General features: G+C 45.9%; 12 protein-coding genes. 8 read left to right on the forward strand and 4 right to left on the reverse strand.

Annotation, left to right across the window (positions count from 1 at the left end; translation table 11 throughout):
- Positions 1 to 52 precede the first annotated feature (52 nt).
- Positions 53 to 2,605 (reverse strand): ATP-binding protein, encoded by a 2,553-nt coding sequence (locus tag QT979_RS02180; protein WP_333307909.1) that lies wholly within the window; start codon positions 2,603 to 2,605, stop codon positions 53 to 55.
- A 249-nt stretch (positions 2,606 to 2,854) separates the two neighbouring features.
- On the opposite strand from QT979_RS02180, the gene QT979_RS02185 reads away from it, so the two are divergent.
- From QT979_RS02185 to QT979_RS02210, 6 genes are all read left to right on the forward strand, one after another.
- Positions 2,855 to 4,141, forward strand: coding sequence for a chemotaxis protein (locus QT979_RS02185; RefSeq protein WP_333213372.1), 1,287 nt, complete (start codon positions 2,855 to 2,857; stop codon positions 4,139 to 4,141).
- Between the two features lie 202 nt (positions 4,142 to 4,343).
- The gene (locus QT979_RS02190) at positions 4,344 to 6,266 is read left to right on the forward strand and encodes a response regulator (RefSeq protein ID WP_333307911.1); all 1,923 of its coding nucleotides are present in this window, start codon (positions 4,344 to 4,346) and stop codon (positions 6,264 to 6,266) included.
- Positions 6,267 to 6,545: 279 nt separating this feature from the next.
- Positions 6,546 to 10,007: a PAS domain S-box protein gene (locus QT979_RS02195; protein WP_333307913.1), complete on the forward strand. Its 3,462-nt coding sequence runs from the start codon at positions 6,546 to 6,548 to the stop codon at positions 10,005 to 10,007.
- Positions 10,008 to 10,282: 275 nt separating this feature from the next.
- The gene (locus tag QT979_RS02200) at positions 10,283 to 10,669 is read left to right on the forward strand and encodes a response regulator (RefSeq protein WP_333083611.1); all 387 of its coding nucleotides are present in this window, start codon (positions 10,283 to 10,285) and stop codon (positions 10,667 to 10,669) included.
- Positions 10,670 to 11,729: 1,060 nt separating this feature from the next.
- Positions 11,730 to 12,038 (forward strand): DUF1830 domain-containing protein, encoded by a 309-nt coding sequence (locus tag QT979_RS02205; RefSeq protein ID WP_333307915.1) that lies wholly within the window; start codon positions 11,730 to 11,732, stop codon positions 12,036 to 12,038.
- Positions 12,039 to 12,112: 74 nt separating this feature from the next.
- Positions 12,113 to 12,463: a late competence development ComFB family protein gene (locus QT979_RS02210; RefSeq protein ID WP_333231044.1), complete on the forward strand. Its 351-nt coding sequence runs from the start codon at positions 12,113 to 12,115 to the stop codon at positions 12,461 to 12,463.
- A gap of 82 nt (positions 12,464 to 12,545) precedes the next feature.
- On the opposite strand, the gene QT979_RS02215 is transcribed toward QT979_RS02210, so the two are convergent.
- A complete protein-coding gene (locus QT979_RS02215) occupies positions 12,546 to 12,899 on the reverse strand; it encodes a DUF6464 family protein (protein ID WP_333066483.1) in 354 nt (117 codons plus the stop codon).
- Positions 12,900 to 13,245: 346 nt separating this feature from the next.
- Here QT979_RS02215 and QT979_RS02220 point away from each other — a divergent pair, with 346 nt between their 5' ends.
- A complete protein-coding gene (locus QT979_RS02220) occupies positions 13,246 to 14,244 on the forward strand; it encodes an IS630 family transposase (protein WP_333307917.1) in 999 nt (332 codons plus the stop codon).
- A gap of 145 nt (positions 14,245 to 14,389) precedes the next feature.
- On the opposite strand, the gene QT979_RS02225 is transcribed toward QT979_RS02220, so the two are convergent.
- Positions 14,390 to 15,121, reverse strand: coding sequence for a sucrose-phosphate phosphatase (locus tag QT979_RS02225; RefSeq protein ID WP_333307919.1), 732 nt, complete (start codon positions 15,119 to 15,121; stop codon positions 14,390 to 14,392).
- Between the two features lie 171 nt (positions 15,122 to 15,292).
- On the opposite strand from QT979_RS02225, the gene QT979_RS02230 reads away from it, so the two are divergent.
- On the forward strand, positions 15,293 to 17,542 hold the full coding sequence (locus tag QT979_RS02230; protein ID WP_333307921.1) for an iron uptake porin: 2,250 nt from the start codon (positions 15,293 to 15,295) through the stop codon (positions 17,540 to 17,542).
- A gap of 273 nt (positions 17,543 to 17,815) precedes the next feature.
- Here the strand turns inward: QT979_RS02230 and QT979_RS02235 are convergent, their stop codons facing one another.
- Positions 17,816 to 21,160: a PAS domain S-box protein gene (locus QT979_RS02235; RefSeq protein WP_333307923.1), complete on the reverse strand. Its 3,345-nt coding sequence runs from the start codon at positions 21,158 to 21,160 to the stop codon at positions 17,816 to 17,818.
- Between the last annotated feature and the right edge of the window lie 245 nt (positions 21,161 to 21,405).

Raw genomic sequence — 21,405 nt, forward strand, 5'->3', positions numbered from 1 at the left:
CCATGCCCCATGCCCCATGCCCCATGCCCCATGCCCCATGCCCCATGCCCAATTACCCATTAGCAATCCCGGCCATTAAAGAAATAATTTTGTCCAGCAATTGCTCAGGGTGAATCGGTTTAGCCAAACAATCGTTAGCTCCCGCCGTCACGAAAGATATCTGATCTAGCGGAATTTCATGAGCGCTTAAAGCTAGAATCTTGATATTTTCAGTAGCTAGTCTTTGGCGCAGTTGGTGAATTATTTCGCAGCCATTCATACCCGGCAAACGCATATCGACAATCACAGCATTGGGCTGCAAAAGTTCAATTTGTTCCACCGCCGCCGAACCTTCAATCATCCACACCACTTGCAGTCCTGCTGCTGTCAGGATATCGCAAATCAGCATGGCAGTTTCTTCATCTTCTTCGACGAGCACGAGACTGCCCCGCAAGGAGGAAGAATGCAGCGGTAAAGATGAATTGGATTTTTCATATGTGAATTTTGTGGATTCATCTTTGGTTAGAGTTTGGATGGGTATAAAAACGGTAAAAGTAGAGCCGACATCAACTGTAGAGTTGACTTCGATCGCACCGCCGTGAAGCTCTACTAACTGTTTAGTTAAAGCCAATCCCAGACCGGTGCCGCCGTATTCGCGGCGGTAGGGGGAATCCAACTGCTGGAATTTTTGAAACAACAGCGATCGCTGATTTTCGGGAATTCCAATGCCAGTATCTTTGATTTGAAAAACAGCGGTACTGCCAGCAGGTGCAGTACCGGCCTGCCGAAATGCCGGCGTTCGATTTTGATCTTCTGTCACCCAAACTCGCAGGATGACTCGCCCGCCTTTGGGAGTAAACTTAATCGCATTTCCTATAAGATTGAAGAGAATTTGTCTCAAGCGGCGCGGGTCAGCGATGAAGCGATCGCACTCTTGTTTTATTCGCTGTTCTTGCAGCAGTTCCACGCCTTTAGTCGCAGCTTTTTCTTTGAGGGCGTGCAGGCTCTGAGAAGCTAATTTAGAAAGTGAAAATTCACTAATTTTTAATATTGCTTTTCCAGCTTCTACTTGCGATAAATCTAAAATATCGTTAATTAATTCTAATAAATGGTCGCCGCTGTCTCGGATAGTTTGCAGGTACTGCCGCTGCTTTTGTATCGGCACTTCTTTGCTGCCAACTTTGCCGTAAGACCACCGCAGCAGCGTGTCGGAAATACCGATGACGCAAGTGAGAGGAGTCCGCAATTCGTGGCTCATAGCTGCCAAAAATTCGCTCTTGGCGAGGCTGGCAGACTGGGCGGCAACCAGTGCATCGCGCAGTTCTCGCGTGCGCTCTATTACGCGCTGTTCTGAGGTGCGCTTTTGCTGCTGGACTTGTGCATAAAGTTCGGCTTGGTAAATGGCGATCGCCAAATGTTCTGCTATTTGTCGCAAAAAAGTTTTTTTGCTTTCTTCCCACTCCCGAAAAGTACACTGGTGGGCAATTAGCAGCCCCCACAAGTCATCTTGAACTACGATCGGCACTAGCAACTTTGCCCGCACCTTGGCCCGCCGCATCAACTCTAAAAAACAAGGCTGCGAAGAGTAAGTTGTTTCCACATCCGCGACGCACAAAGCCAAACCTTTGCGATATTTCTCTCGGTCAATGACTCCATTAGTAAAACACTGCGCGCCATCACTAAAATTCAGTACAGACGAGATAGCATCGTTGGCTAAAGCTTCGTAGGTAACGCGACCTAAATACAAGTAAGACCCGGAATTTTCTGGGATTTCGCCAGACCCAGAAACCGCCGTAGGTCTTTCTTTCGCTAACTCGATCTTGTGCGGTGCTGGCACTTTTTCAAATTGATAAATTAACAGGCGATCGACCTCCAAAAACTCTCGCACTTGCTCGACTGCTTTTGACAAAATTACAGGCAATTCCAAACTCTGGCGGATTTGAGTTGTGACCTGATTTAAAAGTCGCTCTTGTTCGAGCTGCTGCTGCAAAGCATCTTCTACTGGCTGACAAAATGAAATACAGGGACTGGCAATTTGTAATTGATTGACGGCTTCAGCAATCTGGCTTTGTAGCGTTTCTGGATCTATAACTTTGGGCGCGGATTTTCCCTCTATTTCTCTTTGGCTGTGTAGGGGCGGGCGATTATTTGGGCTGGCATTGGCAGCGAGAATATCCAGCAAATTTAGGGTGAATTCGCTTTGAAGAACGGCCGAGTTAGTCTGTATATTTTTAATTGCTTGTTTGAGGGCGCGAATGTTAATTGGCCACGAGGGTGCGGGCGTTATTTCTGCGAGTTTGTCTGCGAGGGGAGACAGGAAATCGGCGATCGCCCCGGGGTCGAAAGTCAACTGCACATTCAATTGCGAATGGAAATTTTTTTCGCTGTGCTTGTGTCCGTTTGTTGCGAACTCATCTAATAGATTGCCCCGCAGCAGTGCGCTAAAATGCTCTGATACCACTGCTGCAAACCTTTCCGACGAATTTTCCAGATTGTGAGAATCAGCGATCATCGCATCGTCGGTCAGCCAAATCGCCCCTGGGAGTTCAGCCATTTGCTGTAACAACTGGTAAGCAGCCTCAAAGGTTGCTAGGGGCAAAGTCCGATGTAAGGTTTTTGGTTTCAATCTAGATATTTTCCCGGTTGTTTTAAAGAACAAAATATGAATGCCCCTGTTGTGAGGACGGAACCCGTGGCATAACAGGTGCGGCCGATCCAACAGGCTTGAGATGACAGTAGTCAGAAAGTAGGTAATAGAAGGCCCCGGAGCCAGAGAGCTTATTTCTCCCTATCATTGTTATTACTTGAAACAATCTTATTCCAGTATAATATTAATATATAATTTGTTAACTTGTACTTAACACTATCCGGGTAAATGAGCAATCCAACTCAACTCACCCCCGATTTCACGATCGGACATCTGCCGTGTCACGACTTTCAAGTGAGCGCTGCAACTCTAGGACAGGTAGTGGCTGAAAGATTTGAGCAAGAACCAGACCTGCCGGGAGTCATTATTACTCATGAATCACAGGTATTGGGCATGATTTCTCGCGTCAAATTTCGAGAGCAAATGAGTTTTCCCGATCGCGCAGAACTTTACGGGTCACACCCGATTCGAGCATTGTTAGATTTTATTAGAATTCCGCCTTTGCTGCTTTCGGAAAACTGGAAAGTTGACGATGCCGTCCAAGCGTCTTTCCACAGGCACAAAGACTTGATTTATGAACCAATTATTGTGGTAAGGGAAGACCAGAGCCACCACCTTTTGGACGTTCATACTCTGGTGATTGCCCAGTCGAAACTTTTAGCGCAAGCCAACAAAGCTATTCAAAAATACCGAGTAGAAAGACACAAGTATTTGGCGCTAATTCAACAAGAACAGGCTAAGGTTCACGAATGTAATGAACTTTTAAAAATCCACCAACGTCAAACAGAAAATTCCCATGCCAATCCTAGTTCCCAGCAAGTGGCACTGGTCAAACAAGCTGAAGAAATCGCTCAAATGAATCAGCGATTTGTAAGGATTGCGAAACTGATTTCTTCGGAAGGTCGCCAAGCATTTCAAGCTACTTTTCAAGGTGCTAATTCTATTTGCAACAATACAGATAAAATTTTGGGGGTGGGCAAAGCAATAGCTAATGATTTAGAAACGGTTAACCGCACTTCCCGAACCATCCGGGAGGCGATCGAACAAGTCAGGCATTTAGCAGTACAGGTGGCTGTAGTTACCAATCAAATGGGAAGTCAGCCTAGTGGCCTGAGCAAAGTGAGTCTAGAAATTGGCAGACTGGCAAGTAAAACTTTTGAATTGGGGACTCAAATGGAGCAAATTGCTAGCCGATTTAAACTTCGAGTTCACGAACTCACGGAGGCAGCAAGAGCGGGTGCTAATGTGGCTAAATCAGTGACTATCAAGATCGATCGCGCCGAAATGGCCCTATTAGAGTTGGAAGAATTAATAGCGGAAAAAAATTTCAATTCGTTGACCGCTATCCAAGAACCTTTGGGAGTCATAAAAAGTGTTACCGCTGATTCTTTAGTTAGAGATATAGAACACACAGAAGTCGCGGTCACCGAGTTGGAAGACTTAGTTAAAAATCAAGATTCCTCGCAATATTTGATTCAAAAGATTCAGCAGGCGCTGAAGTACAAAAAACCATAAAATATCAGCCCGAATATAATGAAACATTTCGAGAGGAAAACAAATAAAATCAAAATAATAATTGACAATAATTCTATTTCAAGAATAGTATTTGTTATACTGAAGGTGGGGATTTTTTGAATTCAGTTGTAAAAAGGCTATTTAATTAGCCCCAAAAACCGATAAAAAGTTCCAAGAATAGTTGGAAGGACAGGTGAAGTTTATGAAAATCCTGCTGGTAGAAGATGACATAGTTACAGTCAGTTTGCTGACTCAAGCGCTGAACTCTCACAATTACAATGTGAATGCGGCAGCAGACGGTGAAACAGCGTTGCATTTGGTGCAGGCATACGATTACGACCTGATTGTTTTGGATGTGCTAATTCCTAAACTCGACGGCATTAGTTTGTGTCGAAAATTGCGATCGTCCGGCTGCCAAATGCCGATTTTACTGCTGACAGCGCTAGATAGCAGCAACGATCGAGTCCAAGGTTTAGAGGCGGGTGCAGACGATTATGTGGTCAAACCCTTTAATCTCGAAGAATTAATCGCTCGAATTCGGGCTTTGCTGCGCCGGGGTAAGGCAACTTTGTCAAGTACAAATTTGACTTGGGAAAAACTGCAAGTCAACCCAGACACTACGGAAGTAACTTATGCCGAAAAAGTGCTGCACTTGACTCCCAAAGAGTACAATTTGCTCGAACTTTTCCTGAGAAATCCTCGGCGCATTTTCAGTCGCAGCGCTATCCTCGATCGCATTTGGTCGGCCGGCGAATTTCCTCAAGAAGAAGCAGTTACCGCTCACATCAAGGGGCTGCGGCAGAAGCTGAAAGCAGCCGGGATGACTGTAGATTTAGTGGAAACCGTGTACGGATTGGGCTATCGGCTCAAAAGTCTGCCGGAGGAGATTGAGAGCCAACAAGTTGGGCAGGAAACGGCAGAAACTGCTAAAAATCAAGAGACTTTATCTACTGAATCCAGCGGGTCTAGCCAGGAATTAAACAAAGACGAGCGCCGTCTCAAAGTCTTGAATGCGATTGCCCAAATGCGGGAAAATTTAAAAGCTAATTTTATAGAAAAGGTGGCGATATTCGATCGCGCGATCGCTCAACTGAAAAACGGAAGCTTGGAGGGCGAACTGCGCGAGGAAGCCCAGACCCAAGCTCACAAATTAGTCGGTTCTTTGGGAACGTTAGGCCTGCCGAAAGGTTCGGAAGTTGCGCGCGAGATAGAACATTTGTTCAAGGCTGAAAATATCTTGAAACCGGGGACAGCTCAGCAGATTGAGGGATTTCTGCATCAGCTCAAACAGGTATTCGATCGCCCGTCGCCCGAACCAGAAGGCGCTTTGGTTCCTGCGGTTTCCCAAACGCGCCGAATGCTGATTGTTGATGATGATACTTTTGGGAGCGAGCAACTGAAAACAGTAGCATCCGGTTCCGGCTTTCAGATAGAAGTCGCCAACTCTCCGCAAGCGGCAAGAAATGCGATTTCTCAACAGCCTCCCGACGCGATTTTGCTGGATTTGAAATTTTCCCGATCTCAGGAAAACGGACTTTCTCTCTTAGCCGAACTCCGCAGTGAAAAGCCAGAAATTCCGGTGATGGTTTTTAGCGGACACAATCAATTGAGCGATCGAATAGAAGTTGCTCGTTTGGGAGCTTCGGGCTTTTTACACAAATCTATACCCCCAGCAGATATACTCAAAGCAGTCGCCCAATTAATCGACCAGACTGGCCCTGCTGAAGCTAAAGTTATGGTGGTAGACGATGACGTGCATCTATTGGCTGTACTGCAAGTGATTCTACAACCTTGGGGATTTCAAGTAACAACATTGGACGATCCCGAAAAGTTCTGGGAGGTACTCGAAACGACTTGTCCGGATTTGCTAATTTTAGATGTGGAGATGCCCGGTTACAGCGGTATCGAGCTGTGTTTGGCAGTTCGCAACGATTTGCGCTGGAGCAAGCTCCCCGTCCTATTTTTGACAGCTCATTCCGAGTCAGAAATAGTGCGCCAAATGTTTGTCGCAGGTGCTGACGACTACGTGAACAAGCCGATCGTGAAACCGGAATTAATTGCTCGCCTCCTGAATCGTTTGGAGCGGACTCAACTAAGAAACAGACTGGCTCAGGCACAGCGCTAATCCCATTTTAGATTAAAAAATTAAAGAATTAAAGAATTGAAGAATTGGGAATGAATGATGAAGCTCGTGGTTGGGAGCACGGGGCTACAGTTGTATTCTTGTTTAAAACTGGTATAACCATGAATAAATATGCAGTGCGTGTCGGAAACGACTCAGGAAGCCTTAGCCAAGACTTGGGATTGTTTGGTTGTGCGATTCGGACGCGATGGCGTTAATAGATGCTTGCCAGCTCATCAAGAACACAGACTTATTTAGAGAAGTATTAATCAGGTGAAAGCCATGATATTGCCCTCAGACAAAAACAATCTCAATGACAGCGACTGCGAACTAATTTACGCCCCGGGTTCGATTCAACCTCACGGCATCCTTTTGGTGCTGGAATCTCCGGCGTTGAAAATTTTGCAAGTTAGCAACAATACTTTTGAGGCGATGGGCCTTTACCCCGAACAACTTTTGGAGCAATTTTTAGAGGAATTTGTCGAGACTGAGGAAATTCAAGCTATTGAAAAAGCTTTATTTGAAAACGACCAACAACGTAACGCTATCAGATTATCATTCAAAAGTCAAGACCGCAAGTCTTTTTTTGAGGGGACGCTACATCAATCAAATTCAGCATTAATTCTTGAGCTCGAGTCGGCTGTTTCCCCAAAACCTAGCGATTCTTTCGATTTTTATCATTTAGTCCAAGAGCCGATCGACAAAATCCACAAAACACCAAACCTGCAAGTGCTGTGCCAGACAGCAGTTGCAGAGGTGCGGAGGATGATCGGTTTCGATCGAGCGATCGTCTATCAATTTGATACCACCGGTGCGGGGGAAGTTGTCGCCGAAGACAAAGTAGAAAGTTTGGCTCCTTTATTGGGACTGCACTATCCGGCTACCGATATTCCTCCCCAGGCAAGAAAGCTGTTCAACATGAATTTAATTCGGTTTATTCCCGATATTAACTGTCAGCCAATAGAACTAATTCCTCACTGCAATCCGCTGAACGGCCGCCCCCTGAATCTGGGCTTCTCTTTGTTGAGAGCAGTTTCCCCTTGCCATGTTCAATATCTCAAAAATATGAACGTTGGCGCTAGCATGACCTTGGCATTAATCAAAGATCGAAAACTCTGGGGATTGATCGCCTGTCACCACCCAACACGAAAGTATGTCAACTACGAAACAAGAAAGGCTTGCGAACTACTAGCAAAGTTTGTGAATCTAGAACTTAGCTATAAACAAGATAGCGAAAATTGGGAATATGCAATTTATTTAAAAGAAAATTGCCATAAGTTTATTACCAAAATTTCTCAATCACACTGGTTTGTAGAAGGTTTACTTAAATCCGGAGATGAATTGCTGACCTTAGTGGGCGCAACTGGTGGAGTTGTGTGTGCAAATGAAAATTTAACAACCATCGGCAAAACCCCGGAATTACTAGAAATTGAAAACTTAATTGCTTGGATAAAAACTCAAATAAATAATGATATTTTTTATACAGATTCTCTCTCAAAACTCTATCCGCCCTCGCAGACTTTTAAAGAAGTTGCTAGCGGTTTGCTCGTCCTTGCCATGTCCGAGATGCAAAATTATTACATTTTGTGGTTCCGTCCCGAAACAATTCAAACTGTCAACTGGGCCGGCAAACCAGACGGGGAAATTGAAATGAAACCGGATGGCAGCCGGCCGCTGTCTCCTCGCAATTCCTTTGACTTATGGCAAGAAACTGTGAGGTTAAAATCTTTGCCTTGGCAGCGGTGCGAAATCGAAATAGCCCGAGAACTACGAGTTGCTATTACTAGCATGGAGTTGCGGAAAACTAATCAGCAGCTTAGCTTAGCTTTGTCTGCTACCAAAATCGGATTTTGGGACTGGGACTTGCAGAAAAATCGCATTGTTTGGTCGAGGGAACACGAAGAGTTGTTTGGGTTTGCCCCTGGAACTTTTGCGGGAACTTATCAAAGTTTTGCAGCTTGCATTCACCCAGAAGATTTAAAAAATACGGATAATACTATAAATCAGACTTTGGCCCAGCGAGCAGATTACTTTCTGGAATACCGCGTGGTTTGGCCCGACGGCAGCATTCACTGGATCGAGGGAAAAGGTAAGTTTTTTTACAACGAAGCCGGCGATGCAGTGCGGATGGTGGGGACAGTTACAGAAATTACCGATCGCAAAGCTAGAGAATTGCAGTTGCGCCTGTTGGAATCAGCAGTCACCACCACTAACGACGCCGTGTTAATTACCGAAGCTGAACCGGTTGAAGAACCGGGCCCGCGAATTATTTATGTCAACCCAGCTTTCACGCGGATGACCGGCTATACGCTAGAAGAAGTTGTGGGCAAAACGCCGCGCATCTTGCAAGGAGAAAAAACAGACCGCGCCAGTCTCGATCAAATTCGGACAGCTTTGGAAACCTGGCAGCCGCTGCGAGTTGACTCGATCAATTACCGCAAAGACGGGACGGAATTTTGGGTAGAAATGAGCATTGTGCCCATAGCGGACGAAAATGGTGAGTTTACCCACTGGGTCTCAGTGCACCGAGATATTAGCGATCGTAAACTTGCTGAAGCAGCCCTTCAACAGCTCAACGAACGGTTAGAAATGCGAGTTTTGCAGCGAACCAGAGAACTAGAAAGCTCTCAAGCAGAACTCCGGGAAAGCGAAGCTTTATTTCGCTCTCTGAGCGAGAGCTCCCCTGTGGGCATTTTCAAAATCGATACTGAGGGGAAATGTACCTATACAAATCCTCGCTGTCAAGCAATTGGTGGCTTCACACCGGCAGCAGCTTTAGGAAACGGCTGGATGCGGTTTGTTCACCGCAAAGACCTCAAACTAATTCTGTCTAAGTGGTCCCAATCGCAATCGCTAGATGGGGAATTTTCCTGCGAATTCCGACACATCCAGCGAGACGGAACCATCCGGTTTTGTCGGCTGAAAACAGCTCCGATTTTTTCCGACAGATCTCAACTAATTGGTCACGTCGGCACAGTCACAGATATCACAGAAAGTCGGGCAATTGAAAAAATGAAAAATGAGTTTATTTCGATTGTCAGCCACGAACTGAGAACGCCGCTTGCCTCCATTCGCGGTTCTTTAGGTTTGCTGGCGGCTGGGGTACTGAAAAGTAAACCGGAAACTGCCAAACAGATGTTAGAAATCGCTTCGAGCGATACCGAACGGTTAGTGCGTTTGGTAAACGATATTCTCGACTTAGAGCGGCTCGATTCGAGCCAAGTTATCCTCGTCAAGCAGTGGTGCGATGCCCAGGTCTTGATGCGGAAGTCTGCAGAAGCTGTACTTTCTTTGGCTGCTGAAAATAATATTGATTTGTCGATTTTGCCCGAAACAGCCCAAATTTGGGCTGACCCGGACAGAATCGTTCAACTGCTGGTAAATTTGTTGAGCAATGCGATTAAATTCTCCGCTCCAGGGAGTACAGTAACTCTCAGGGTGGAAGATTTAGGCGATTCCCTACGGGATAGCTACGCTTCACGGGTTTTATTTGAAGTCAAAGATCGAGGGCGGGGGATTCCTGCAGATAAACTAGAAACTATCTTTGGACGGTTTCAACAAGTCGATGCTTCTGACTCCCGCCAAAAAGGAGGTACGGGTTTGGGTTTGGCTATCTGTCGCAGTATCGTACAGCAGCACGGCGGCAGAATTTGGGCCGAAAGTGTTGTCTCAGAAGGAAGCAGTTTCTATTTCACAGTGCCTGCACCGTTGGAAGGCGAAGGGGGAAAAAGTTTGGAGGTTTGAGATTGCTTTGATCGGAACTCGCGAAAGCTAAAGTTTCTGGAAACGCACGCGGTTAGGATGATTTTGGGAGTCTGATATGTCGATTTTTATGTTCAGGGTTTCAGTAGGTGAGTGGCTACATACCAACCGCTTGATTAGAACGTTCTTAACTGCTGAAACTCTTAATTTTATTGCTTCTTTCTTCTTCTCTATCTGTGAAGAAGCCGAGTTGATGAGGCAGGGTGCTTAAGTTTTTTTCAGTTTACCATAATTAATTTAAAATTTGAGTTTTAATTATGTCAGCAAAGCGCATTCTGGTCATCGATGATGAAAAAAACCTCTGCAGCGTGATTCAGGCCTGTCTGGAACATTTAGGCGGCTGGATTGTACTAAGCGCGCCCGACGGCAGCCAAGGATTGCTGTTAGCTGAAACTCAACTTCCTGACGCTATCCTGCTAGATGTGATGATGCCGGATATGGACGGACTTACTCTGTTTGGTTTGCTGCAAAACAATGTGGCTACTCGGGGGATTCCGGTGATTTTCCTGACGGCTAAGGTGCAGGCGATGGATTTGAGCGAATTTGCTGATTTGGGGGTAGCGGGGGTGATTGCCAAGCCTTTCGATCCTTTGAGTTTGGCACAGCAAGTGGCGGACATTCTGGGTTGGGAACCGTTGCTGTAAACTGGGGTAAAAAGCGATCGCAGATACCATATCAAACTCGGCATTTGAAACCCTTACTAGACAAACAAAGTTGGCCCAGCCCGACTAAAGAATCAAGGGGGCATTAAAGCCGGATGATGATCGACAATCCGCTTTCTGGTTCTCTTGATTATTGCGAAAATTACGCAATTATGTTGGTAAACCGGGTTGATGCGTCCAGGAAACTTCTAGTTTTTCCTGCTATTTTCATAATTTCCTCATTTTTTTGATTTAGCTTTGAGATCGATCGGTGATTGGTTAATTTAAACTCTGATTCCCTAGAAGTTCTAGAGATGATCTCAGGGAGTCGGGGTTTTTTGTTACGCGCAAAGCCGATCACCGTATTTACAGGCAGAATAACTCCTCCAGAAGTTACAAACACTTGCCTCAAGAACGGTTTTTCTTAACCCGGAATCACAGATGCAGCAAAGTTTTTTGCTAAAAAACTCCGTTTCAACCTGCTAATCCAAGATTTATGCAGATTTCCCTCAGAAACCTGTTTTTTTAACCCAGGATCACAGATGCAGCCAAGTTTTTGGCTCAAAAACCAGGTTTTTGCCTAACTGTTGTAATCTCTCCTTCGACAAAAGTATATTTATCAAAAAAAATGATGGTCTTCATAATTTCCTCATATTTTCTAGATAAAGTTTACTCGAAGCTCGGGATCTGAAGGTCGATCGCACTCTCAGCACCATTCCGCTGCCAAAGAGCGAACCTGTTGTCAGGAGAGTTCGGGGGAGTGAGGGTACTTTCGATTAACTCGTGCTACAGCACAACCAACCTCCATAAGTCAGTATCTAGGCCCTGCATACCAAACAAACCGGGTTTTGTACCGGGAAAAACCGGGTTTCTGCGCCAGTCCTCTAAGTGTTGGCAGGATAACTAAATGCTACAAAAATTAATAACTGAAGATGTGATTCGCGCTCTCGAATAACACCCCAAAAATAAGTCGATCGTTTGAACAAGAGCCAAACTCGTAATTGCTACTAACAGGCAAGGCCAAGTCTCAGTAAGTTTTAGAAAGAGTGTGGAGATTTTTTAAATGTCTGAGCAGCTATCTTATCAAGGTAACAAGCAGATTCTGTGCTATTACGCAAATGTTAGCAACCAAGTTCAGGTGGTTCGGATTGGGAATATTCCTAATTGGTACTTTGAAAGAGTGATGTTTCCGGGACAGCGACTGATGTTTGAAGCTGCTGCAGAAGCAGTCTTAGAAATTCACACTGGTACGGTGGCAAGTGCTATTTTATCCGACAAGATTCCCTGCTACGTGCTGCGGGTTATAGAAGAGGTAAGTTCCGAGTGCGAGCTGGGGATGACCGAAGAACGATTGGGGGTATTAGCGGGTTAAAATTCATGAGAAATCAGACGAGATATAGAACGACCACAAAAATATTAGTTAACGAGTGTTTGGGGACGGGGAAAATGCAGAAAAATCTTGTCAATATTACCTTAGCTGTAGTCACAGAGGAAGTAGAAATTATCTTGGAGTCTTATCCGAAGCACCCTTACCAACAAGCTTTTTCGCCTTCGGGATTGCGACAGGATTTAATTGCTTATGTACTCAGCCGAGTTCCTAATAGATATACTGCGATCGACTCCGGCGAGTCTGTGTCAAACCAAACAGTTCAGGTTCGCTGTTCTTCAGAGCAGTTGCTGCACATAGAAAATTTGATTCATACTGGCATTCGCGACGTGCTGCACAGCTATCAGAAGATAGATTACCCCCTGCCTGAAGAATTTAAATTCGGTTCGAGGGTTGCTAGTGGGTTTTGATAGTTTTTTGTAAATGAGGGAGACGCCGAGATTCTCGGCACTCTCGGTTGGGCGAGGTGGAATTGTGTACTGACTCCATGATTCAAGACTTTTGGTAATCGCAACAGCAGTTGCACGGGCCATTGGGATTGACAGCACAGCGCAGAATTTCCGATCGAGCATTAAAGCGACAGCTAGCATCTCCGATAACCCAGATGCCACTTACAAAAGTTCTTTCCGTCGGCGGTGTAGCCGACTGCACGTACAAGGCAATTTTTTGCAGTCGGTAGCGGCCAGATTTGAGTTGATAGCGGTGGTGGCGTTCCAATACAGCGTAGGTTTGTCCCTCTAAATCTAGATAGTTCCCCGGTTGTGGCGTCCAATCCAGCCGAATGCTGCCTAAATATTGGCGGGGGTGAGAGAGAATCACCTCTACGGGTAAAGTATTTTGTTCCATCTGGCGGTGCGTTCGCGAACTGAACGAAAGGGGCAAATAGTTGACTAAACCTATATCTTCTTGATCTAGAAAAATAACTTCTTCTAGAGAGAGTAATTTAGGTTGAGGCGCTAAACTTAACTATAGAACCTTTGGCGATCGGGTGATCGCCGACTTATCTTGGGATAGCCGAGTATCCAAGAGGGATAGGAAATAAACTTCAACTCGCTTGAGCTAACTAAAGTTAAGTTCGATTAGCTTTGATAAAGCAGTACACGCTGATGGTAAGTAGTTAGACAGAATTAATTACACAAATACATAGTAGAATGATATTCCAGGCAAAATTATGAGTTAATTAGAATTTCATATGATGTTTATCAGAGAAATAAACCCTCTTTCGTCTAAATTGTTACAGCGAATTTATCGCCAAAGCCGACATCATCAGGTACGTCAACGAGCACATTGCCTCATATTAGCTTCGCAAGGAGTAAAAAAAGGAGAGTTAATGAATATTTTCAGCATAAGTTATAAGACCCTCTATAACTGGTTCAATCGATGGGAATTAGAGGGAATGATAGGACTTTATAATAAACCAGGAAGAGGTTCTAAGCCACTATTTAACTCTTCGCAGAAAGCCCAAATTAAAGAGTGGGCTAAACAAGAACCAAGGCAATTAAAAAATGTTAGCCAAAAAGTTCAAGAGACCTGGGGCATAACTCCCAGTACAAAAACAATTAAAAGAATACTAAAAACTCTAAATATGAGTTGGCATCGTATGCGAAAAGGAGTTGCAGGAACGCCTCCAGCCCAGGAATATCAAGAGAAAAAGGCGCAATTAGAAGAATTAAAGCAATTGGATGAGCAGGGTAAAATTGATTTATATTACTTGGATGAAACGGGATTTTGTTTGATTCCTTGTGTCCCCTATGGCTGGCAGGACATCGGAGAATATTTAACAATTCCTAGTCGTCGTAGTCAGCGAATGAATGTACTAGGAATTATGAATCGAAATAACCATCTTGAAACTTATATTTCATCTCAAAGTATTAATTCAGATGTGGTTATTGCCTGTATTGATGCTTTTTTCCCCACCGTAGATAAGCCAACGGTGATTGTCACTGATCAAGCTTCTATTCATACCAGTGATGCTATTGTTGACAAACTTGAAGAGTGGAAACAACGTAATATTACTCTCTTTGAGTTGCCTTCTTACTCTCCAGAACTAAATTTAATTGAAATTTTATGGCGGTTTATTAAGTATGAATGGATTGAGATATCTGCTTACAAGAATTGGGGTACTTTTGTTACCTCTGTGGAAAAAATCCTGAAAGAATTTGGAGAAAACTATGTAATTAATTTTGTCTAGCTACTTATCGCAACTGGCAGGTTCGATCGATAGGCGGTTGAGATTGCTGAACAGATTTTAACGGTTTGCAGGACTTGGGGTGCTTCGGATGCGTTTGTACTGAGGACTTCAGTGAGCACTACAAACCAAACCGAATTTTTGGCAATCAAAATTCCCAAAAATATGCCATTCCTTCCATGATTCCCCAAGCGCAAACAGAACCTGCTAAATAATGATTTTTAGTGCCGCATTTGCGATGCCATTCTAAGAGTTCTGACAGAGCATTAGCGACGATTACTCCCCGGACATCCTGGTCAAACATACTGATATCATTACCAGAATCACCGCAAACTAATGTTGCCTCAAATGGAATTTGTAGGCGCTTTTGTAAATAAGCAAGGGCATTGCCTTTATTGCTAGTTTGTGGTAAAATATCTACATTACTATTGCTGCTAAAAATAATTTGAGCTGGCAGTCTTGATTCAGTTAACTTTTGCTGCAAAGCCTGGACAGTCGAGCTATTTTCTGCTCCTGGTTCCAAACAATAACTGATTTTCCAAGGATTTTGTTCTTTTAGAGATTGGGGTTTGAGCTGGGAAAACTGCTGCGCTAAAGAGGCGATCGCCATTTTATCCCAGTCTTGAGAAAGATATTCCGCCCAATCTAAATCGAGGATTCCGTCTTGGTAAATTTCGCTGCCTACACCTGCGATCAAATAGTCGGGTGAGAGCAGTTGCTTTTGGGCAATTAATTCGCAAGTTGAAGCATAAGAACGCCCGGTAGCGTAAACCAAACAAATTTGCGATCGCACAGGTTGCAAGCGCTGGTTTAAAACTTGAGTTGCTTCGTCATCTCCGACTAGCGTGTTGTCTAAATCTGTAACTAATAAAAACTTCATTGGGGGAATTAGTCAGGAGTCAGTAGTCTTCAGTCATTAGTGATTGGGAATCGCTCGCTTCCTAAAATAAATTTAACTATTTATAAGAATTTGTTAAACCAAACACATTTATAAGCAAGCTTATCGTTTAAGATTGGCCAAATTTAATTTTCAACAAGTGGTGTGAGTGGTATGGTGAATAATTCAACCTCCGTTAAAGCTTTTTGGCTGTCTTTCTTGATTTCTGGTGCGGCAGTGCCTTTGGGGCCGATCTCCGCAACAGCTCAAATTCAGGATACCTCAACTCCAGAAGTTGCGCTAGAAGCGAGTGCCGTCCCTACGGCTACCCCAGACGCAGCGCTGGCAGAAGGTAAGATTGAGATACCGCAGTTAGCGGCGATCACCGCAGAGGCTAACTCAGCAGTCGATCGCGCTTTACCCGACACAGATGCAGCATGGGTGAATAGCGCTTTACCCGAAACAGATGCAAAAGTCGATCGCGCTTCACCCGAAACAGATATAGCAAAAGTCGAGCGCGCTTTACCCGAAACAGATGCAGCTTGGGTAAATAGCGCTTTACCCAAACAAGATATAGCAATTGTCGATCCTGCTTTACCCAAACAAGATATAGCAATTGTCGATCCTGCTTTACCCAAACAAGATATAGCAATTGTCGATCACGCAACAACAACCCCAGAAATAACGGAGGCAATTCGCGAATTGCCCCCACAGGAGTTAGAAACTGCAAACTCTCCTCAGTCTCAACAAGTTGCTGAAGCCAGCAAAGTTGACGACATCAGCAGCGAGACGGGCAGCGCTGATGACCTCAGCATACAAGAAGACGCAGCACAAGTCACTTCTGTTTCCCAACTCTCCGACGTGCGGCCGACAGATTGGGCTTTTCAAGCCTTACAATCCCTAGTAGAAAGATACGGCTGCATTGCGGGATATCCAGACGGCACATTCCGAGGCAATCGAGCCATGACTCGCTACGAATTTGCTGCCGGATTAAACGCTTGCTTAGACCAAATTACCAAACAACTTGGCGGTTCTACTGGTAATTTAGTCAAGCGAGAAGATTTACTTGCTTTGCAAAGATTGCAAGAAGAATTTGCAGCAGAATTAGCTACATTGCGCGGTCGAGTAGATACTTTAGAAGCCCGCACTGCCGAATTGGAGGCCAACCAATTTTCAACTACTACTAAACTCAACGGATTTGCTTGGTTTAACCTGACTGGAGCTTTTGCGGGCGATCGAGTCCGAGTTGAAGCAACAAATGGAAATGCTGCTCCGCTCGATCGAGTAGCCGGACGCGATCCAGTCACCAACAGACCAATTGTGCAGAGAGTGGACGATGATCCAGAAATCACTTTCAGTCAGTTAGTTTGGTTGACTCTCACTACTTCCTTTACAGGGAAAGACGAATTGATTACACAGCTAGCTGTAGGTAACGGCAATTCCCCAGCCAACCAGTATACTTCAACGGGTTTTTTCAATACATTCGGCACTCCTTTTCTCGATCAAACTGCCGGAGCAAATCCCAATGAAGTTATCCTGCGGGAACTTTCCTATCGGTTCCCTGTTAGCAACAGCTTGCAAGTAGTAGTGGGGCCGCGGATTAATTTTTACCGCTACTTTGACAACAATAAATTTAACTTTTTCGTAGACGGTGCGAGCAGCTTTAATTCTAACAACAGCCCTTTGTTAAGCGCTACCCGACGCGGTGCCGGTGCTGTGGTTTTGTGGGATATTGCCCGCGCATTGAAACTGCGTTTTGGCTATTTGGGCGAGAGTACGGAATTTTTGCCCACTTCCGTATTTAATTCCGCTTCCAATCCGTCTCAAGGATTGTTTGGTGGGACAAATACGACTACAGCAGAATTAACATTCAGTCCGAGCAATCGGACTAATTTGCGTTTTTTGTACAGCCGTTCCAACATCCAGCAAATCGGCGGCTTAATTGGCTCTCCTAACAGCAAGCCGTTAAACGGTGTGGCAGATGACGGTTTTGGTGGTCGGCTGGGGAATGCTACTGCGAATACTTATAGTTTCAATTTCGATTGGTCAGTCACTCGGGGTTTTGGTCTTTTCGGCCGTTACGGCTACGCCGAAACCAATATATTTCCCAAGACTAACCGACCCGACGGCACGATCAAAAATCAATCTTATCAGTTAGGACTTGCATTTCCCGATTTGTTCAAAGAAGGAGCTTTGCTTACCGTGTCATATTTAGTACCTTTTGACTTTACTGGCGGTCGGAGATTTCTGATTTCTGGCGGGGGTAACGGTGGCACGCAGTACGAAATTGAGGCAACTTATTATTTTCCTCTCACCGACCATGTTTCGATCGTGCCGGCATTTTATGCGATCGGCAATGCCAACAATTTCGATAACAACCCGACAATTTTTGTGGGCAATTTGCGGACGCAGTTTAGTTTTTAAGTAAGTTAGGGCTGATATCATTTCCGGTTACACTCATACATGATGTTGACTGTTGACGGTTGACGGTTGACGCCGTCAACAGTCAACATTGAACTCGAATTTACTATTCCGATGCTAACGGATTTGATATGACTTGAACATAATTAGATAGCAATCCTCAATGAGTCGTAAATTTTTTACCCCACCCCAACCCTCCCCGAACCCGCGGAGAGGAAGTAAGAAATTCACAAATGATGCGAGGATTGCTATATCCTGATTAGCGTCGTCCTGATGTCAACGAATTGGAATTTCGATGATAAATTCAGTACCTTTACCCGGTTCCGAGTGACACTGCAATTTCCCGTTGTGTTTTTCAACGACAATTTGGTGTGAAATTGATAAACCTAAACCTGTGCCTTTACCTACGGGTTTTGTGGTAAAGAATGGGTCAAATAAACGCACAATATGATCTTCGGGAATGCCCTGACCGTTGTCTTTAATCCGAATTAAAATGCTCTTGTCGTCAATCGTTTTAGTTTGAATGGTAATAGTAGGAAAGATCGTAGAATTTGCGATGTTTTTTGCTTGGTTGCAGCTTTCTTCCAAGGCGTCGATCGCATTTGCAAATACATTCATAAAAACCTGATTTAATAGTCCGGGATGACAGTTTATTTGCGGCAGTTCTCCGTATTCTTTAATCACTTTAATGCCCTGCCAGTTGGGTTTGGCTTTCAGTCGGCTGTTCAACATTAACAAGGTACTTTCTAAACCTTCATGAATGTCGGCAGTTTTGATTTTTGCTTCGTCCGCCCGCGAGAAATTTCGGAGAGTTTGAATAATTTCTACAATGCGCTCGCATCCGGTCTGCATCGAATTGAGCAATTTTGGCAGGTCTTCTGCTAGAAATTCTAAGTCTATATCTTCGGCTTGTTGCTGAAGTTTTGCTGGGGGATTTGGGTACTCTTCTCGATACACCTGTACGATTTCTAATAAGTCTAGAACGTAGCCTCGCACGTGGCAGAGGTTGCCGGCGACAAAGCCAACTGGGTTGTTAATTTCGTGGGCAATTCCTGCTAGCACTTGTCCGAGGGAAGACATTTTTTCGGTTTGTACTAACTGCATTTGAGTTTGCTGCAATTCGCGCAAAGCTGTTTGCAATTCTTGGGATTTTTGTCGATCGCGATCGGCGGCGGCGGCCCGTTCTTCCTCAACTCCGATCGCCCCAGCAATAATTCCGATCAGCTTGCAGTCGGCTTCTGTGGGCGCGATCGACTCAGTGTAGAGAACGCACATGGCACCCACATAATTGTCGCCCAGCCGCACTGCTTGTCCCAGATAGGTTCGCAGTTGGTAGCGGATGACAGCGGGATCGATTTTGCCGTAGATCGTGTTCTGTAAGTCGAGAATGGCAACAGCCCGATCGCTTCCTTTGCTGCATACGTCGGTGCAGATGTGGCCCTCGGCGCGATCGACCAGCGGGTAGTCCGGCGGCGCTTGCCAAGTTGCGATCGCTTGCAGCAGTCCGCCACCGACGCGGCTGTAGATGGCGCAGCTTCCGCCCAAAAGCTCGCCGGCTAAGGATGTCAGGCGCTGGATGTTGTCAGCGGCGTCCGTGGTGAATCCCAAAAAGCACTCGTTGATTTTGCTGAGGCGGTACTCTGCTTGCCTGCGCGCGGTCATGTCGCGGGAGTTGATCACAATTCCGTTCACAGCGGGGTCTGCTAGCAAGTTGATGCCCACACCTTCGAGAAAACACCAAGAACCGTCAGCGCGCCGGAACCGACCTTCTAGGGCGATCGGATCGCCTGGATTTGCGATCATTTTTTCGGCGTCGGACATCAGCGAGGGAAGGTCGTCAGGGTGGATCAAATCGAGAGCAATTTGACCGGCGAGTTCATCGGGTTCGTAGCCTAAAACTCTTTCTACAGAAGGGCTTTCGTAAACAATGCGACCGCTGGCGTCGAGAATAGTAATGATGTCGGAACTGTTGAGAATTAGCGATCGCCACTTAGCCTCATTTTGGAACAAAGCTGACTCGGCGTATTTGCGATCGGTAATATCCTCTACCATTTGCAAAATAAACTGTGGCGTTCCCTGACTGCTGTCGATGACAGAAGCGCTGAGGCGTCCCCACCTGATGCTGCCGTCTTGGCGGAGGTAGCGCTTCTCAATTTGATAAGCTTCGCGGGAGCCCGCGGCCAACTGTTGGCACAACTCCCGCGAAGCTTGTACGTCTTCCGGGTGCGTGCATTCGTCCAGGCCGACACCCCGCAGTTGAGCTTCCGATCTGCCCAGCATAGCTTGAAATGCCGGATTAGTGGCGATCGCAATACCTTCGAGGGTAGCGACTACCATGCCGATCGCAGCGCGTTCAAAAATTGCCCGAAACCGCTGTTCGCTGTCTCGCAAAGCTGCATCCGCTGCCACTTCCTGGGTGATGTCCCGCCCCGCCACTGCCAAACCTTTGCGCGAACCGTCGGGGTTGAACAGCGGCACTTTCCGCACTTCAAACAAATTGCTGCCGCCTGTGGGCAAGGGGACAATTTGGCGGCTGGAGGTGAGAGTGCCTGCTTGCCAGGTGGTTTCGTCGGTTTCCTGCCAAGTTAGCAGGATTTCTCTGACTCTGGGATCGGCGGCAGCAGCGAGTTCGGCAGTAGTCTTGCCCTGGTAGTCTGCGGTTTCCCAGCCCAAAAGTTGGAGGGCGCAGTCGTTGGCAATCAGCCAGCGCCCCTCGCTGTCTGTGAGGTTGATCGCGTCGGGGACGGCGTTAATTGCGGTTTTCAACCAGTATTCTTGATTTCGCAGGGCTGCTTCGGCTTGTTTGCGATCGGCGATTTCGGCGACGGTTCCTTCGTAGTAAAGAATTTCTCCGCCTGCGTCGCGGACTTCGCGCACGTTTTCCGAGATCCAGGTAGTGCTGCCGTCTTGGCGGCAGATGCAGGACTCAAACTCTTTCAGGGAGCCGTTTTTGCTGATTTCTGCCATGAATGAAGCGCGCCGGGTGCGATCGGCGTAAATGTTTTTTGCCGAACATTTTGCGATCAATTCTGACGGGGAATCGTAGCCGTACATTCGGGCTAGTGCGGGGTTGGCGCTGAGGTAGCACCCGTCTGGGGCGGTTTGAAATATGCCTTCGGTGGCGTTTTCAAAGATGCTGCGGTATTTTGCTTCGGCTTCTTTGAGGGCTTCTTCTGCTTGGAAGCGATCGGTGATATCAGATTGAACGCCGATGAAGTGGGTAACGAGCCCGCTGCTGTCGCGCACCGGCGAGATAGTGAGTTCGTTCCAGAAGGGGGTGCCGTCTTTGCGGTAGTTTTTCAGAACTACTTTGCAGTCGTGTTGTTCTTTCAGGGCCGCGCGGATTTGATCGACGGCAGCGCGATCGGTATCCGGGCCTTGCAGGAAGCGGCAGTTCTGCCCGATTATTTCGCTGCGATTGTAGCCTGTAATCCGCTCGAAAGCCCCGTTACAGTAGACTATAGGCTTGTCCGGCCGGGTAGCGTCCGCGATTGCGATGCCGTTGCTGGTAGCTGCTAGGGCGCGATCGTACAGCCGAAATACTTCTTCTATTAAATTCGGTGTGCCGCCAGTACGAGTCGGCGATAGCGTTTCAGAAGGAATGCTTATATCTATCTGCATGAGTTTCTATAAATTGAGTTTATTGTAGATACCGACTACCAGCACACCCTAGAGTTTAACAAAATTGTCTCTTTTCCGAAGGCAGAAGTTAAAATGCTATCATGCAGAATTTTGGCGGTAAATACTACCTAAAAAAAATCGGGCTTCCCTCGTTTCTTTCCTATTTGCTCCTGCCTTGTGCCTTCTACCTTCAAAGGAATCCTACTTGTTAATTTATAATAGCTGTTCCAGGGATAACTCTATCT

This window comes from Microcoleus sp. w2-18bC1 (assembly GCF_036700365.1).
GTDB lineage: Bacteria > Cyanobacteriota > Cyanobacteriia > Cyanobacteriales > Microcoleaceae > Microcoleus.